The sequence below is a fragment of the Halomicroarcula saliterrae genome (assembly GCF_031624395.1).
GTDB classification, from domain to species: Archaea; Halobacteriota; Halobacteria; order Halobacteriales; family Haloarculaceae; genus Haloarcula; species Haloarcula saliterrae.
On the sequence record NZ_JAMQON010000004.1, the window covers coordinates 82,993 to 99,180 of the forward strand.

Here is a 16,188-nt window from a genome sequence, read left to right on the forward strand (position 1 = left end):
CGGTACTGGAAATTTCTCCTTGTTTCACCGTCTGTTGAGCAAATATGCTGCTCAGTGAGCCTGGGAATTGAACGGGGAAAGAACCATTGAGTTCGCGATGAAAAATCCTAACGTGGATACAGACCAGCCGAACTCGGGAACGGAACTCGGCTTTTCTCTTCGTCGGTTAGCACTTGTTCTACTCGTGTTAATAGCCTTTAGGGGCGCTACTGGAGGTATACGTGAGTTGGTTACTGATGGAAACTGGCTAGCTGGCATCTTGGGTGTCATAATTGCAAGTGCCATCGCCTATTGGCTTTTTAATCTGTATCATAGTGAGGAATAAGACCCCTGTACTGAGCGATTCTGATAGGCCGAGATAGGAGTGTGTGAACCGCTCTATAACATTCTCGAAGCCTACACAGCAACTGCGAACGGAGTCAGGGAGCCGTGGCTGTTTTCAGACCGTCCTTTCGGAGTATTGGATTATCAGCGCCGGAACGGCCGTGCCAACCGTCGAAGAATACGTTTACCATTCGAGCGAATGAACGCGACCCCGCCAACCTTTGATTCGTCAAGTGCGTACCGTTCGATGTCGTCGCTCGGACTACCATCGACTCGGTAAATCATGCCGTCGTCAGTGGCGACATTGAGCGCTTCACGGACACGTGATTCGGTCAGATCACAGGCGTCGACGAGTTCCGCCACAGTCTTCGGTCCCTGTTTCAGTTCCTCAGCGACGAGATGGACGTGGTTCATCACCAGCATCATCTCGCTGGCGGTCATGTCGTCGTTCGGGTGAGGGTGACGTCCTTCAGTGAAGTCCCGCCGCGCATCGAAGAGGAACCAGACACCAATGAGGGCAGTCAGGCCAGGGAACCACGCTGGCCCACCAGTATTGGCTGCGACAGTGAGTTCGTACACCAGCCACACGAGACTGACCACAGTAATGAACACGCCGTTGCCGATGCCGACCCAGCGGTCGTCGATACTTGATGCCTCGCGCAGGATCTGCATCGTCTCTATCAGCGCAAAACCAACTGCGATTCCAACAGTCGTCTCGACGGAACGAGTGAATCCATAGACTATGGCGAGAAACACGACCATCAGGAGGACATGTCGAACTGTCACTCGTTCGCGGACAGTTCGAACGAGACGGGATTCCATACTTGACAATCTGACTGGATTCGACTTAATGACTCTGTCTGAGTGCCCGTACTTCTGCTGACGGATCGCCGATTGGTGAACTACGGGACCCATCCATTCTTCACAGGCTTGATGCATGGCGTCACACAATGGTTCCCAAGGACGATTATTCCGGCCTGTGTGTCCTGAAGAACGTGCTCAATAAGTTTGTGAACGTAGCGGCGCGGCCCTATTTCAGTTACAATTGTGGCAAACTGAAATCGTAGCGCTACCATAGAACGTCAGCTCCACTAATTCTTTTCCACAGATGCTACAGCTCTCTTCGGGTCCGTCAACAGAAGTGCTGTCGGTCGTCTCAGATCCACACCCACAATTTGCCCCGACGATGTCTTGCATATCGGGAACGTTCGAACACATCATCAATAAGAGTCCGTCAGACGCCGGGACTCTTGTACTAAGTCTCTGCTCTGTACTGACCGTTGACCTGTTCGGTTGAACATGTGTCGATAATCACGACCAGTTCAAGACAACCTGTCTTACTCCTCCTAGTTTTCTTTTTGTCATGACGTGTGGGTGTCGGATCGCAATAGATGCGGCTCAAGACGGTTTCAATCCCGTTCTGGGTTTCTTCGTCGTCTCGACACGACGCTGGAAGAACTGGAGCCCGACCCGAAAGTTTCAATCCCGTTCTGGGTTTCTTCGTCGTCTCGACACGACGCTGGAAGAACTGGAGCCCGACCCGAAAGTTTCAATCCCGTTCTGGGTTTCTTCGTCGTCTCGACGGTGGCGCGCAAATGACCAGTTCAATCACAGCCTGTTTCAATCCCGTTCTGGGTTTCTTCGTCGTCTCGACTCGAGAGCATCCACGGCGTCGGCGGCCGTCTCTCTGTTTCAATCCCGTTCTGGGTTTCTTCGTCGTCTCGACGCGAGCTCACGCTCGAAGACCTGCAGCGCAACGGGTTTCAATCCCGTTCTGGGTTTCTTCGTCGTCTCGACTCGTCGAGAAGTCCACGTTTTCGAGGCCGGGGATAGGTTTCAATCCCGTTCTGGGTTTCTTCGTCGTCTCGACGCACGATTCGGACCTTCGTGTCCATGCCTTCCGGAATGTTTCAATCCCGTTCTGGGTTTCTTCGTCGTCTCGACCAGACACGACGAACCGCGCGACAGTGTGGGGCCCGCTGTTTCAATCCCGTTCTGGGTTTCTTCGTCGTCTCGACGCATACCAGACCCAATCTGGCATATAGACGTGGGTGTGTTTCAATCCCGTTCTGGGTTTCTTCGTCGTCTCGACCCTGCATGAGCTTGCTGGCGTCTTCCAGGTCATGTTTCAATCCCGTTCTGGGTTTCTTCGTCGTCTCGACGGGGCAATCAGTACAATCTGCACGTACTGTCATTGTTTCAATCCCGTTCTGGGTTTCTTCGTCGTCTCGACCTACCGGCAGGCGATGAGTCAGGACACGGAGTGGGCCGTTTCAATCCCGTTCTGGGTTTCTTCGTCGTCTCGACGCCAGCACCATCAATCGACTGGCAGCTCACGAGTAGTTTCAATCCCGTTCTGGGTTTCTTCGTCGTCTCGACGGGTTGACCGCGGCCACGCCGTCGACGGGCTCCAGGTTTCAATCCCGTTCTGGGTTTCTTCGTCGTCTCGACCGCTGTTGCACCCACCGTGCCGGGAGCAGCGACCGTGTTTCAATCCCGTTCTGGGTTTCTTCGTCGTCTCGACTCGGGGATGGAACCAATTTACAGTCTGTTATTGACGCGTTTCAATCCCGTTCTGGGTTTCTTCGTCGTCTCGACTGCCAACACTGGCAGTTTTGAGCGAGGGATTGAATCGTTTCAATCCCGTTCTGGGTTTCTTCGTCGTCTCGACAGGGGGTGATATTTGCGCCAGAGGCCCTATAGATTACGCATATTCTGTGAGAGCGACTGGGCTATTCGTGGACCCTAGCCATACACAGCATTCAAAAAGGTCCACGACTCATCGGCGTCGGAATAACTGCAGACGGCCCCCGAGTGTCAACTCGACGTGTCTGGTCTTGCCTTGCTTGTCGGTTTCGACCGCATCTGCCATCTCGAGATCGTCGAGGTGACGACCAACAGTACTTCGGGATTGACCGCTTCGTTCGGCAATCACCGGAAGTGTCGTCTCGCCATCCAACCGGGCAATCGTCCGGAGTGTCTGGTCCGTCTTCGAGGGAAGTGACGCCATTAGCTCCGGTAAGCGAAGTTCTTGCACATCTTCGTCGATATCCGTGAACTGCAAGACGGTATCGAGCTGGTCGTTGGTGACCAGTGCGGCGACAGTGAACGCCAGAAAAATTTCTCGAGGGCCACCTCCGAAGTTCGCTACTGTTTCCCCTTTGGCCGCGGCGAGGATATTGGCACACTCCATCACAGCGGTGGGGAACTCATCGTACGTAATCTCTTCGACAACGACCTCAATGTTTGGCCCCAACTCGGAGAAAATCTGTTTTACATCTGCGACTGCGCTATCGCCGTCATCATCGTCATTGTAGGGCCTAAGTAACACGACCCTGTCCCCTGCGTTCAACCCGTGGTTCAGTACAGGCCGCACTACCCGTGTGTCGTAGTAGCCAATCGTTGAGACGTAGGTGCGCATATCCCGTGGACGGGAGCCTGCACATAAATGGTTCCGTCGCAGTTTTCTGCAGATAACCTCGCTGGACTGCATAACTTTGCATACATATCATAGAGTGAATAAATTTAAAGTTCCAGCACAGTGCAGGGGTGTACGTGACCACATATCAACCAACATACGGCGACTGGGACTGAGAATGCGACAGGTCGAGTTGACAGTTGAGCCGACCGACTCGTTCGCGTTGCCGAGTGCAGACGGCTATCAAGTGTACGGTGCCCTGCTAAGTGCGCTCGATGATGTCGCCTCGGATGTGAGCAAGCAGGTACACGACTCACAGTTGGGGAGCCTCCACAACAGCGGGTTGTTGGGTTCGTTCCGTGGTTGTGAACGCAAGTTTCACAAACGGGTCGACCCCTCGGAGACGTATCGTCTCGCGCTAGGTGTGACCGACCCCGCAGACCAGCGTGTCTTCGAAGCGCTCGCGGACGCGTTCGTGTTCAGTGGCGATACCCTCTCACTCTCGGAAGGTGAATTACGTGTTCGTGACTTCGCGAGTAGTAATGTCACGCACGAAGAACTGTTGGAGGAAGCGGCCGCAGCTGTCGACGACCGACCGGAGACGTTTGACATCGAGATGCGGTTCCGTACTCCGACCTGCATCGAAGAGGCCGATGAGATTACGACGATGTTCCCACATCGGGGCTCCGTGTTCCGGTCGCTGCTCCGACGCTGGAATAAGACGCTTCCCGAGGACGCTGTTGAGCACTGCGAGCTCGGGATGACGCGTGAGGCCTTCGAATCGAATCTCATCGAAAAACCAGACGCGCGGACATACGATACCCACAGCATACTGGTAAACCGGGGCGAGAACGGTTCACCGATTCTCGCACAGGGATTCACCGGCACCTGTACGTACAAATTCAAGGATGCGAGTGAGGCTGTTCGCACTGCTACGACGGCACTGGCCCAGTTCAGTGAGTACTCTGGTGTGGGCAGTTCAGTCGCTCGTGGGTGCGGGACTGTGGAGGTAGCAGTGAAAAAATGAGCGCTATCACATACGACCAGAACCTTGTTTCAATCTCTGATGAGTTTCAGGGGTTGGCCGCAGAAGAGGAATTCCAGCGGGGCTCATATGTTTATTATGAGCCTAATCACAAATACGTAGAAAAACTACGGCAAAGGTACCGGTATGTATATGCCAGAATCACTTTTCACACTATAGACAAAAATATGACGCATGCTGATGAACCCGGTTACAGTAGTTCATTCCGACACCACTTGGATGGGAGTGGAGGCGAGCATCCTCATCGACACAGTCGGAGAACAGCACCGGTTCTTGTCGGACCAAAACTCTATTCCAGAGGGTCGAGTTTTCGTCGATTACGAGCCGCTCTCTGGAGAGAAGATGATGTGGATTTCGCGATTTCACGACACGCAGAGGTGGCGAAATAATTATGACGGATTCAATACAGACTGACAGCGTCTTCGGCTCTGGACACAGCGATCTGAGTGCTGTCCTCTCGGAGTTCCTCACTGAAGTTGATCCGAAGTTACTCGACGAAGGGTGGGGATTCGAGGTGGCGAAGGGGACACACTACGGCCAGACCGACCAGTCGATGGTAAACCACGTCCGCAACGGTGTCTTCGCGTTAGCACGCCTCAACGAGATCGTGCCCGCGTTCGGGGCTTACCAACTCGATGATAGCGAACTTCGGCAAGCTATCGCGCTGTTCGTGATTCACGACCTCCACAAATATCGAGACGAAGAGACGACGGCCAAGACCGAATACGATATTGATAGCGCCGAAGTAGCAGGTCTGGTCGAAACGGTCGGCGTCAACGAGTTCGCTCCGTCGCTTCGGGTTGAGGACTTCCACGCGTGTACTGTCGACCACGAGAATAGTTGGAAGTCAAATCCCGAACAGTCGACGCGGACGTACGACCGACTTCGTCCGTTCGTCCGACTCGCCGACGCGTTCGCCTCTTGTGAAACTCCGGAATCAGCGGCGAGCGAGCGGAATGAACGCGCACTCGACGAAGCGTATCCTGGCGTCGATCTCGATCTCCGGTACCACGTTCTCGACGATGTCAAGGGAATTTTCACGAATCTGTTGAACGGAATCGCCGCCCGAGAGCTAAACGACCGCGCGGGATACGAACTTCTCCTCATCTACCAAGACGGCTGTGTGTACGTCACGGATCAGGAACCGCCTCAGCCATCGATAGATGAGGATATGCTTGACGCACTCTATACCCGCCTCACCGAGGAAATCGGTGAGTCACATCCCGCATACGACGACAGACAGCGACTCGCCCAGAATCTTGGCGTCCGATCGCAGGGCTTCTATGCGATCAATGATCAGGATTTCTTCTACGCGGGGGCGCCAAATATTCTTCTGGCAGTTACGGTCAAAGCCACACAGGATGCCGACCCCGACTCCGATCCGACGGACAGTATGCGAGAGACGATGGAGTTACTGAACGAACGGCTTTCCATAGATATCGACTCGACAACGCGTGTCGCTCCCGGATACGCTCGGTTGGTGTACACGGTCAAGCGTGCGTTCGTTGACCCGCTCGTCGACGAGGGTGTGCTTGACGATGACGCACTGACAGCCACCTGTCGGCTCTTCGGGGTTGACCATGAAGTCACAAGTGGGCTTCGAGCGCTCCGCGATGACGATGAGGTTAGTTTGACCGCTGGCGGGAAATGGGACTACGGCTATGCAATCGGGCAACACATTGCAGAGATGATCCAGCGGGAGGGGTGGTCGCCTGCAGCTGAGCATCTTGCGGAGTTCCTGCTGGAAAGTCTCGAAAATCGAGCGCCCGACTGGCGCGAGACAGTCATGGCGGAACACGCCGGTGAGTTCGAGATGGAACTCACGGCGTACATCGCTGACGTGCTCACCATCGATGGACACGTAGCCGAGTCTCCCAAGAGAACGGACCTTCTCACCGACCCCTTCGACGAGCACCACGCTACCCGGCGTGGGAAGACATGCACGTTCTGCAACCGCGGGACGACGAGCGGCCGGAAGGGAGATATGAAGGCCCCGAAGTCACTTACGACTTTTCAGGCCGGGTATTCCAATCGAATCCCGGCCAACGCTGGCAAGCCAGAGGAACTCCTTGCGTGCATCCCGTGTCAAGTGGAGTTTTCGCTTCGGGAGACCGGCTCCACACGACGGGAGGCTGGTCGTCTGTTCATCCACCTCGTTCCGGACTATTTCTACACACCGACGATGTGGTCGCTGTACGACGGCGAGATATTCACGCGCTTCACCGGCGAGGCGATGACCCGAGTCGGACGACTCGCGTCAGCTGTGTTCGACGCGACTGCGGACGGCAATCCAGACGAGGCGTTGGGCGCGTCGTTCGCGGACATCCTCAGCGAAGCAGCGTGGCACGAGGAGGGTGGCCGATCGATGCTCGAACAGTTGGGCCAGGAGTTCGATTCCGAGTCTCAGTTCGGCACACGGACACTCTCATTCTATAAGCCTCAGGACAACGAAACCGAGTTCCAGTTCTTCGGTGTCTTCCTCGGGCTGTCAATCGCCGCTGCGATGGGGATGCGTGTGTACATCTCACAGTCCCCGATGCCCGATCTGCGCGGCCGGGACTTCAGGGAGATGGCAAGGCTCGACGCTGGATTCACAAGAGTTGCGGATTTCTACGGACAGGAAATCCCGCTGTCGGTGCTTCGAGAACGGCTCGGGGCTGCGGCGGCACTCGTTCAACTCGGCTACGAACTGGCGATGGACGACGCTCGGTTCCCGAAGTATCTCCGGGTGACACGGAACAAGCCATTGCCGGGATCACACCTCCTAAAAAAGGCTGCGAGAGATACCGATGACGGCAGTGCGCCCAGCTACCTGCTCGAGGAAGCCGACTTTCTCGACCGACACGCATCGCAGCAGTCACGAACAACAACATCACGTCATTCGACGACAACCGAATAATGACAACAGCAACGACACCCAAAGACGACATCACCTACCTCGCGGAACTCGCCTACGACGCAATCCGGCCCGCTTCCGGGAACGACAAAGCGTACGCGATAGAGCGCGTGTTCCGCGAATCGGTGAAAGCAGTGAAAGAATCGAACGAGTTTCGCATAAACGCCGACGAGGCAGCCCTGCTTGTCGCCGGCAGACTCCAAAAACTCCCTGACCGAAGCGACCAGGTGTACCGTGTTTCTGGCGAAGACAGCAACCACGGCGGCCATCCCAACGAGCGAATCGAACGCTATGCCGAGGCGTTCGCACAGCGCTTGCTCGTCGACCGCTGCGACGGAAAGCCATCGCTACTGAAACGGCGCGCAAACAATTTCGCTGACGGCTTCTACGCAGCGACACTCCGGTTGAAATACCAATCGAGTGAGGACGATAGCGACGAAACGACCGACGAAGAATCCATACAACAGTAACCAATGTTCGATTACGACACCTATCCCGACCTTGAAGATGGAACCGTTGCGCCTGATGAAATGACTATCGCCCCGCAAAACAACTTTACCAGTATCCTCGTTCTTCGGGAACTTGAGAGCCACGCGATTTTCACGACCGACGGGCAGAGTGCTGACCTTGCGAGTGTCGCCGTCGGCTCTGGTGATGACAGAGAAACGTACTCTCCGGGTCTGATGTTCATGCGCAAGCAGACCGGGAGTGACCGGCGCTTTGGTAAGTCGCTCCAGCGCGACCTGCTCGACATCGAATGCACGATGCAGGTCAACGGCATGTGTCAAGACTGCGTAGAGTGTATTCTCTTTGGCAGTGCCGCAAGTGACGACGCCGACCAAGCACTCTCGATTACCTCTCGAGTGATGTACGATACCGCGTACACACTTCGAGACGCTACTGTCGCAATCGACGAAAAGTTCCAGAACGCGCCCGGTGATGATTACGCGAAGGAAGCGGAGGCGACAATCCGTGAACCGGACTTCTTCGAGCCCGGGACACTCTTCCCTGCAGTCATCACGCTTCGGGACGCGACGCCGGCAGAACTCGCCTTTGTGCTGGGCATCACCGCGAAGAACAAACGGTACGGTGCTGCGACCAGCCGTCTCGGGCGGGTGAAGAATCACATCCTCGGGGTGTATACTGGAAGCGAGGAGGGGCCGGCGAATCTCGGCTTGACGCGAGATGTGATACGGCGGCTTCGTGATGACGAGGCGACTACACCGGAGACGATTCAAGACGTGATTACCGAGTCCGCTCACGATCCGGAACTCGTCGGAGACCATCTCAGGCAGGCGTTTGAGGAGCGTATCGATGCCGACCGTGGTGGTCTCGACATCGAGCGTGTTCCCGCCGAGACCGTCAACGACCTCACAGCGGCCGCGACCGGCGATGACTTGGCTGACGTGCTGAAAACCCAGCGGGAGGCATCGCGGGCATTCCGCGACCAGTCTAAGGAGGAGTAGCTCGATGCAGTCGGCACTGGAGGTAACGCTCCGAACTCAAGGAGAAATCTGGTTTGCCAGCCGTGAGGTTGGTCGGCTCGCGGACACGGAGCCGTACTTCCTCAATACGGCGCTGTACTACGCTTTCGGCCTTGCGTCGGGACGCTACGTCGATCGGCTGTTTGAGCCGACGTACCTAGATGATACCGCGGATGTTGCTGACAAAGTCTATGTCACCCCTGCGACGCCCACAGAAGGAGTCACAAACCGAATTACCTCGACGTACAACACCAGTACCGGCGACTACGCCACAATCAACTACTCCGCACAGGACGATCCAAACGAGGGGCGGAACCTCCCTTCCTACGGTCGGCGGCGAGTGCTCGGACACGGTAACGAGCTGCGCTGTTACGTCTTCGGACGTGGCATCGACACTGACGAACTGCGCGCTGAACTGCCAGGTTATGTTCGACTCGGGAAGAAACGAGGAAAGGCGCGCGTCGACACTGCACCGCTTGCGGTCGACCATGGAACTGGTGAGTATGAACTCGGTCACGCCATTGGTGCATACGACAGTGACCAGACTCCTGTCGGAAATTTGATTACCAAACAGATGCGGCCAACGCCGCTGATCGCACAGGGGGCCTACGACGGCCCACACGTTGTCCTCTCCAACCCGACATCCGAGCCCGAGAAGCGCGATACGAGCGATAGCTCTGTAAAACTTCCAGCTGACGTCCAGTTCCTTCGGAGGAAACGGTGACGCAGCCACTTTCGCTAGCCGGGGTTGAACTTTGCCGACACACTGATTCTGACTACCCAGTCGCCGGCACCGCGTTCAAGCCGTACGCACACCAGCAGGAGCTTCGTGAGCTGTTCCACACTGAGGAGTCGTTTCTCGCAGTGAATGACAGTCCGACAGGCGGCGGGAAGACGATGTCGTGGCTCGCTCCCATTCTTGAACGCGGTGAGCACGCACTCGCTATCTACCCGACGAACGCGCTCATTCACGATCAAGAGCGGAACCTCAGAACGGAGATTGCGGATAACTTTCCGGAAAAAGAGCTGGGCACGGACACGAAGCTCGTCACCGTCACTGCGGACACCCTACGCGGGGAACACGCTGAACGGTTCCCGACGGCGACGAGCAATGGAGCCCGGCTTCGACAACTGCTCAGAGAAGATATTTACCACGGCGACAGTCAGGTAATACTACTCACGAATCCGGATATCTTCGTGATGATGCGGCGAAGTCTCTACGGGCGTCCTGGCAATCCCGGAGCACGGACCCGTGCGCTTAACGAGTTTCAGACGATTGTTGTCGACGAGTTCCACCGTGCCGGACGGAAAGAGCAGAACACGCTGCTGTTCCTTCTCGACGAGATGTACGCACTTCCGTCGTATCGGTGTGCACTCTCGCAGATTGTGCTGCTGAGTGCCACGCCGACGGACTGGCTCGAAGACCGGTTCGAAAACGGGATACAAGCGCCCTACTATCGCGTGACCGAACAGCGAACGACGGTCGAACAGCGGCCGTTCACCGATACGGGGTCATCGGATTGGGGGGCAGTGATGCCCCCTGTCGACCTCGATATCCGCTCGGCGTCGACCTTTGGCTCAGCCGACGAACTACTGAACAAGGACTGGGATGAGACGCGTGAGTTCGCATCCCGGCCCGGGAAGACTGTCTTCATCCTCGACGGTATCCGTGAGGTAGAGGACGTGTACACGCGCCTCGTGGACACCCTCGACGAACAGGAGGTTGTCCGTATTGACGGCTTCCACCGTGGCGATCTCGAAGCGAAACTGGATCAGTTCGACGTACTAGTGAGCAACTCAGCGGTCGAAGTTGGTATCGACTTCACAGTCGACCGGCTGGTGTTCTCGGCACACGATCGCGCTAGCTTCCTCCAGCGACTGGGTCGACTTCGGACGGAAACTATCCGTCAGTCCGCGCGCTGTTACATTCCATCGACAGTTGCGACGATGCTCGAAAATCGTACAGGTTCTGACTCAGTCACGCGTGAGGCCTTAACCCGGATTCTTGACGACGCCTACCACAATCCTCACGACAGGGAGTCATTTGACTGGCGCTACTCCGCTGCGGAGGCGTACCATCACCTACAGAGACGAACGCGCGACGCGAATCCGGAGCTGGCTGAGCAGGTAAGGAATGAAGGATGGAACCGTATCACTGCTCACTTCGCGTCGGAGTCAGATTTCACACGCGAGGATCTCGAACGCTACATCGATCCAATCGAAAGTGCAGTTGAGGATACGCTCAAGTGGTACCGAGGCGACTCACTGCAGGTACTCGTATGCGACCCGAACGGAGAGGGTCGCGAGGTTGTTCGAGCGTACGATCTATTCTACCTGCTCCGCCACGGCGACGTTGAGTTCCACTCGCGTGAGGAGTTCCAGCGTGTGGTTCCTGAGACTCATCATACGACGATTTCGAATACAGCACCATACGTGACCGGCTTCTGCACGTATCGTGGAACGATTCCGCCCAATGAGGATGGCTACGGACGAGAGGTTGCTTTGGAAGCAACATCGGAGATCTACCGCTGGCTAAAAACCGAGACGGAGCGCACAGCACGAACTCCCCGTACCATTGACAATCTCTCGGTACAGGTTAATGTCGACGACGGCTCCCGACGAATTGGCGGGAGCATTGACCAACTCCGCGAAGAAATGGTCGACCTCGATATCCTCACGTACGTTGTCGATGACGACCCGAGGGCAGTGAAAAATCAATACGATCTCGGTCCGTTCTTCTTCCTCTACGGGTTGGTGACTGACGACGGACTTTGCTCGATTGCGCTCGGAACTGACGCACTGTATCTTCACTGTGCCATCCAAGACGAAGCGGAGTCGGTTGACCTCGAACGGTTCGGAGTGGATATCTGATGACCGCTGAGTCGAGCTTCAAAGACGAACTGGTGTACGTGAGTGCGCTCAACGAATTTGTCTACTGTCCACGGCGCTACTACTACCAGCGGTTCCATGACGAAATTGGCGAGCCATACGAACTAGTTGACGGCCGTTCGAAACACGATTCCGCAGCGAAGCGTGGCGGTTGGGTACAAGAGCAATACTTTCGCTCGGAAGAGCTCGGACTGCACGGAAAAATCGACCTCGTTGAGACGGAGGGCGGAACACCGACTCCAGTCGAGCGCAAGCGCGCTGAGAGTGGTGAGTACTACCCCAGTGACGAATTGCAGATTGCCGGATACTGTATGCTGCTTGAACATGCTATCGGAGAACCGGTCAACGTCGGATACATCTATCTCTACTCGACCGATACCCGACACCCGATCCGTATCACAGAGGACCATCGGACGGCGGTACGGCGCGTCGTCAAACGGATTGAACAGTTGTCCTTCGGCGATGTCCCACCGCTGGTTGATACCCGGTCGAAATGTGAGGCATGTTCCGCTCGTAACTACTGTATGCCTGCGGAAACGGCGATGCTCGCTCCTGACATGGCTGAGGGAACTGAATGGGAGGGGGCCCACCCGGAGGAACCATCATGAAAGCCAGTGACGGGATGTTCCTCGATTCGGTTGTGTACGTCACCACACAGGGTACACAGGTACGGACGGATGGTGGCCAAATTATCGTCCACGATGTCGATGGAGACGACGGGGAACTCGCCACGTTCCCAACGGAAAAACTGGAGACAATCAACGTCTTCGGTGGTGTGAATTTCTCTACACCGTTTGTTGCTAAGGCGAATGAACATGGAATCGTCCTCAACTACTTCACCCAAAACGGGAACTATCGCGGGAGCTTCGTTCCCGAACGGAATACGATTGCGGAAGTTCGCCGTGCGCAGTACGCGTTGGATGACACAACAGAGTTGGCCATCGCCAAAGCGATGATTCGGGCGAAGATACGAAACGCACGGACACTACTCTCACGGAAAGGCGTCACTGGAACGGACCTACTTCGGGACTTGGGTGAGCGTGTCGACCGTGCTACCTCGAAAGACGACCTTCGTGGGACCGAGGGAGAGGCTGCAGAGCGGTACTTCAGCAGACTCGATGAAGCGCTCGTTGACGGCTGGACATTCGAAACGCGGAGCAAGCGCCCGCCGGAAGATCACATCAACTCACTGCTGTCGTTGAGTTATGTGATGATGAAAAACGAGGTTCTCACTGGTCTTCGGAGCTACAATCTTGATCCGTTCCTCGGCGTCCTACATGCGGACCGGCATGGACGTCCATCGTTAGCGCTAGACCTACAAGAGGAGTTCCGACCACTATTCTGTGATGCCTTTGTCACGCGTGTAGTGAATCGAGGAACATTCAACCACGATGACTTTCGAGACAATAATCGCCTTCGCGACGATGCCTTCCAGACGTACCTCTCGAAGTTCGATGCGTACATGGAAGAGACGCTTACCCACCCATACTTCGAGTACGAGGTGAGCCGACGGAAGGCAATCCATCAGCAATCGATTCTACTCCGGAAGGCGATTACCAGTGAACTTGACGAGTACCACGCGCTGGAGGTTTTTCGATGAGGCTCGTTGTTACCTACGATGTGAGTGATGACGCGAATCGTCGACAAGTCTATCGGACACTCGAACGGTACGGTGCGTGGCGACAGTATAGTGTCTTTGAGGTGGATGTTTCGAAGGCTGAGCGGGTTGAGCTTGAAGATGAGCTGGAAGATCAGATCGACGAGAGTGACGGTGATCGGGTTCGAATATACCGTCAATGTGATTCCTGCCTTGACCATATTACTGATCTTGGTTCCGACCCACCTGAAGAGCAGTCAAACGTAATCTGACATCGACTTCGTGGACCTTTTTGAATGCTGTGTACAGCAGGGGTCCACGAAACTGCGCTAGTAAATTAGAGATAGAGCACAAACTATAGGTCCTGTGCAGCGTATATTACCCCCTGTCGCGACGAGGGAGAAACCCACACCGGGATTGAAACTTTCTGAGCTGCCGCTTGCGCTTCCATCGGGATGTCGCGACGAGGGAGAAACCCACACCGGGATTGAAACTGTTAGTGTTGAGAACTTCTTGCGCGACTTCCGAAATGTCGCGACGAGGGAGAAACCCACACCGGGATTGAAACTTGGCAAGATGCGCGGGGACTGGGAAGAATATCATGTCGCGACGAGGGAGAAACCCACACCGGGATTGAAACAACCAGAGACGTTCTACCTGAAACGCCGGGCTGTCGCGACGAGGGAGAAACCCACACCGGGATTGAAACGCGTACGCCGATTTATCCGTGTACGTGACTGGCTGGGTCGCGACGAGGGAGAAACCCACACCGGGATTGAAACCGGTCGTCGTCGAGGCCGCCGTCGTCGCGCTCGTTGGTCGCGACGAGGGAGAAACCCACACCGGGATTGAAACAGTAGTCGCACCTCAAATATCGACGGCGTCGGCTGGGTCGCGACGAGGGAGAAACCCACACCGGGATTGAAACAGACAGGGAGAGTGCCTGCGCTTCCTATGCTTGTATCGTCGCGACGAGGGAGAAACCCACACCGGGATTGAAACTTGATGAACTCAAACTCAAAGATGTAATCCTCGAAGGGTCGCGACGAGGGAGAAACCCACACCGGGATTGAAACGTTTGCTGGTGCTGAGGTGGTCCGGCAGGTCGCGCGTCGCGACGAGGGAGAAACCCACACCGGGATTGAAACAGTACATCACGTTCACCGCTGGTGTCCTGCAGAACTGTCGCGACGAGGGAGAAACCCACACCGGGATTGAAACCTCCCGGTAGCTTCGTGCGTACCGTGCAAGCCGGGTCGCGACGAGGGAGAAACCCACACCGGGATTGAAACGTGCGCGTGCTCATTATTCACCTGTAAGCGGGTTCGTCGCGACGAGGGAGAAACCCACACCGGGATTGAAACGGAACGGAAATATCAACACTGTTGGGAACTTCAATGCGTCGCGACGAGGGAGAAACCCACACCGGGATTGAAACTCGCAGTCCGATGACTACCCTCTGGCGCTTCGCGTGTCGCGACGAGGGAGAAACCCACACCGGGATTGAAACACGTCACCGTCACGAACTCCACGCCGAGCGACACGTCGCGACGAGGGAGAAACCCACACCGGGATTGAAACACAGTCGCACCTTGCACTACCCTCACTGGCCCGTCACGACGAGGGAGAAACCCACACCGGAATTGAAACAGTATGGGGTTGAAGCGTCTATCACGTCGTCGGCTGGAACCTATAACGAGTTTTCAGACGAACCCTACGGGGGGTGAGCTGTTTCAGAACGTCACCAACAGCGGTACGTGATCGCTTGCTTCGATCCAGTTGTGATACTCACCGACCATCAAATCAACATCCGAGTCCATCAGTTCTCGCGGGACGAACGCGTAGTCAATATGGTAGGGTCGTTCCTCCTTCTTGTGCATATAGAATGTTGCCTCCGTCTCCTCACCAAATTCGTTACCAGAAACTGCGTGGTATGCGCTGTACAGCCCGTATTGGTTCAACTTCCTTTGCACATCACCGAGGTTACCGCAGAGCGGACTGTTAGGTGATTCGTCCCACATTACGTTCCAGTTGAAGTCGCCGGCGACGACCGTGTTCTCGTTGACCAGTTCGGGATTGTTCTCGAGGGCAGTGTAGGCCTGACTGATGTAACGCTGTCGTGGATGTTCCTTGTTGTTCACCGTCCACACCGCGAGAACGTCCATGATACCAGTTTCGACGTGGAGAAAATGGTCTGCTTCAACGATCTCCGTGGTGTTAGTGACCTCTATCCCATTTCGAGTGAATACCCCGATTCCCTTGTTTGGGTTATCACCAGTCCACCACCAATCCGTGAATTCAGACCAGTCTCCCTTCTCGGCAGGATTTTCGCACTCAGGCACAGCTGCTATATCTGGCTCAAGCTTGAGGAGTTGATGTTGTTTCTTTCGAAACGCCTGATTGCAGTTCCATGTAACTAGCTTCATACCCGTGCTTTTCTGGCTAGCTAATTCAATCTGAGGAGTAACTAGACCTGTCACAGAAAGGTAGTGCTTCCTACGGCGTGCTCAGAAGTTGGGGTGATTTATACATTCA

General features: G+C 55.6%; 12 protein-coding genes and 2 CRISPR repeat arrays. Of the genes, 9 read left to right on the forward strand and 3 right to left on the reverse strand.

Translation table 11 applies throughout. The annotated features are described in order from the left end of the window. Positions 1–468: 468 nt before the first annotated feature. Both NDI56_RS14200 and csa3 read right to left on the reverse strand, forming a co-directional pair. Positions 469–1,146 carry a hypothetical protein gene (locus NDI56_RS14200; protein ID WP_310920253.1) on the reverse strand — a complete coding sequence of 226 codons (678 nt, stop codon included), beginning with the start codon at positions 1,144–1,146 and terminating at the stop codon, positions 469–471. A gap of 584 nt (positions 1,147–1,730) precedes the next feature. Continuing rightward, positions 1,731–2,995: direct repeats of the CRISPR family, unit length 37 nt; unit sequence GTTTCAATCCCGTTCTGGGTTTCTTCGTCGTCTCGAC. 108 nt (positions 2,996–3,103) lie between these two features. Continuing rightward, positions 3,104–3,745, reverse strand: coding sequence for a CRISPR-associated CARF protein Csa3 (csa3, locus tag NDI56_RS14205; RefSeq protein WP_310920254.1), 642 nt, complete (start codon positions 3,743–3,745; stop codon positions 3,104–3,106). 175 nt (positions 3,746–3,920) lie between these two features. Here csa3 and cas6 point away from each other — a divergent pair, with 175 nt between their 5' ends. The 9 genes from cas6 (at position 3,921) to cas2 (ending at position 13,925) form a co-directional block, all read left to right on the forward strand. Beyond that, positions 3,921–4,769, forward strand: a complete 849-nt coding sequence (gene cas6 / locus NDI56_RS14210; protein WP_310920255.1) for a CRISPR system precrRNA processing endoribonuclease RAMP protein Cas6 — start codon at positions 3,921–3,923, stop codon at positions 4,767–4,769. A 409-nt stretch (positions 4,770–5,178) separates the two neighbouring features. Next, positions 5,179–7,686 carry a type I-D CRISPR-associated protein Cas10d/Csc3 gene (gene cas10d / locus NDI56_RS14215; protein WP_310920256.1) on the forward strand — a complete coding sequence of 836 codons (2,508 nt, stop codon included), beginning with the start codon at positions 5,179–5,181 and terminating at the stop codon, positions 7,684–7,686. After that, the gene (gene cas10d, locus NDI56_RS14220; RefSeq protein ID WP_310920257.1) at positions 7,686–8,153 is read left to right on the forward strand and encodes a type I-D CRISPR-associated protein Cas10d/Csc3; all 468 of its coding nucleotides are present in this window, start codon (positions 7,686–7,688) and stop codon (positions 8,151–8,153) included. Before cas10d (NDI56_RS14215) ends, cas10d (NDI56_RS14220) begins: the two co-directional genes overlap by 1 nt. Positions 8,154–8,156: 3 nt before the next feature. Further along, a complete protein-coding gene (gene cas7d / locus NDI56_RS14225; protein ID WP_310920259.1) occupies positions 8,157–9,149 on the forward strand; it encodes a type I-D CRISPR-associated protein Cas7/Csc2 in 993 nt (330 codons plus the stop codon). 4 nt (positions 9,150–9,153) lie between these two features. Beyond that, on the forward strand, positions 9,154–9,891 hold the full coding sequence (cas5d, locus tag NDI56_RS14230) for a type I-D CRISPR-associated protein Cas5/Csc1 (RefSeq protein ID WP_310920261.1): 738 nt from the start codon (positions 9,154–9,156) through the stop codon (positions 9,889–9,891). Beyond that, positions 9,888–12,038 carry a type I-D CRISPR-associated helicase Cas3' gene (gene cas3 / locus NDI56_RS14235; RefSeq protein ID WP_310920263.1) on the forward strand — a complete coding sequence of 717 codons (2,151 nt, stop codon included), beginning with the start codon at positions 9,888–9,890 and terminating at the stop codon, positions 12,036–12,038. Before cas5d ends, cas3 begins: the two co-directional genes overlap by 4 nt. Further along, entirely contained in the window at positions 12,038–12,664 is a 627-nt protein-coding gene (gene cas4, locus NDI56_RS14240; RefSeq protein WP_310920265.1) for a CRISPR-associated protein Cas4, read from the forward strand. The genes cas3 and cas4 overlap by 1 nt, the downstream gene beginning before the upstream one ends. After that, on the forward strand, positions 12,661–13,656 hold the full coding sequence (gene cas1 / locus NDI56_RS14245) for a CRISPR-associated endonuclease Cas1 (protein ID WP_310920267.1): 996 nt from the start codon (positions 12,661–12,663) through the stop codon (positions 13,654–13,656). The genes cas4 and cas1 overlap by 4 nt, the downstream gene beginning before the upstream one ends. Beyond that, a complete protein-coding gene (cas2, locus tag NDI56_RS14250) occupies positions 13,653–13,925 on the forward strand; it encodes a CRISPR-associated endonuclease Cas2 (RefSeq protein ID WP_310920268.1) in 273 nt (90 codons plus the stop codon). The genes cas1 and cas2 overlap by 4 nt, the downstream gene beginning before the upstream one ends. A gap of 115 nt (positions 13,926–14,040) precedes the next feature. Next, positions 14,041–15,303: direct repeats of the CRISPR family, unit length 37 nt; unit sequence GTCGCGACGAGGGAGAAACCCACACCGGGATTGAAAC. A gap of 83 nt (positions 15,304–15,386) precedes the next feature. Here cas2 and NDI56_RS14255 read toward each other — a convergent pair. Beyond that, positions 15,387–16,079, reverse strand: coding sequence for an endonuclease/exonuclease/phosphatase family protein (locus NDI56_RS14255; RefSeq protein ID WP_310920270.1), 693 nt, complete (start codon positions 16,077–16,079; stop codon positions 15,387–15,389). Positions 16,080–16,188: the final 109 nt, after the last annotated feature.

Excerpts from the sequence above, each read along its gene's own strand:
- NDI56_RS14255 (WP_310920270.1), bottom strand. The coding sequence starts at position 16,079 with ATGAAGCTAGTTACATGGAACTGCAATCAGGCGTTTCGAAAGAAACAA.
- csa3 (WP_310920254.1), bottom strand. The coding sequence starts at position 3,745 with ATGCGCACCTACGTCTCAACGATTGGCTACTACGACACACGGGTAGTG.
- cas6 (WP_310920255.1), top strand. The coding sequence starts at position 3,921 with ATGCGACAGGTCGAGTTGACAGTTGAGCCGACCGACTCGTTCGCGTTG.
- cas10d (WP_310920256.1), top strand. The coding sequence starts at position 5,179 with ATGACGGATTCAATACAGACTGACAGCGTCTTCGGCTCTGGACACAGC.
- cas1 (WP_310920267.1), top strand. The coding sequence starts at position 12,661 with ATGAAAGCCAGTGACGGGATGTTCCTCGATTCGGTTGTGTACGTCACC.
- cas10d (WP_310920257.1), top strand. The coding sequence starts at position 7,686 with ATGACAACAGCAACGACACCCAAAGACGACATCACCTACCTCGCGGAA.
- NDI56_RS14200 (WP_310920253.1), bottom strand. The coding sequence starts at position 1,146 with ATGGAATCCCGTCTCGTTCGAACTGTCCGCGAACGAGTGACAGTTCGA.
- cas4 (WP_310920265.1), top strand. The coding sequence starts at position 12,038 with ATGACCGCTGAGTCGAGCTTCAAAGACGAACTGGTGTACGTGAGTGCG.
- cas2 (WP_310920268.1), top strand. The coding sequence starts at position 13,653 with ATGAGGCTCGTTGTTACCTACGATGTGAGTGATGACGCGAATCGTCGA.
- cas7d (WP_310920259.1), top strand. The coding sequence starts at position 8,157 with ATGTTCGATTACGACACCTATCCCGACCTTGAAGATGGAACCGTTGCG.
- cas5d (WP_310920261.1), top strand. The coding sequence starts at position 9,154 with ATGCAGTCGGCACTGGAGGTAACGCTCCGAACTCAAGGAGAAATCTGG.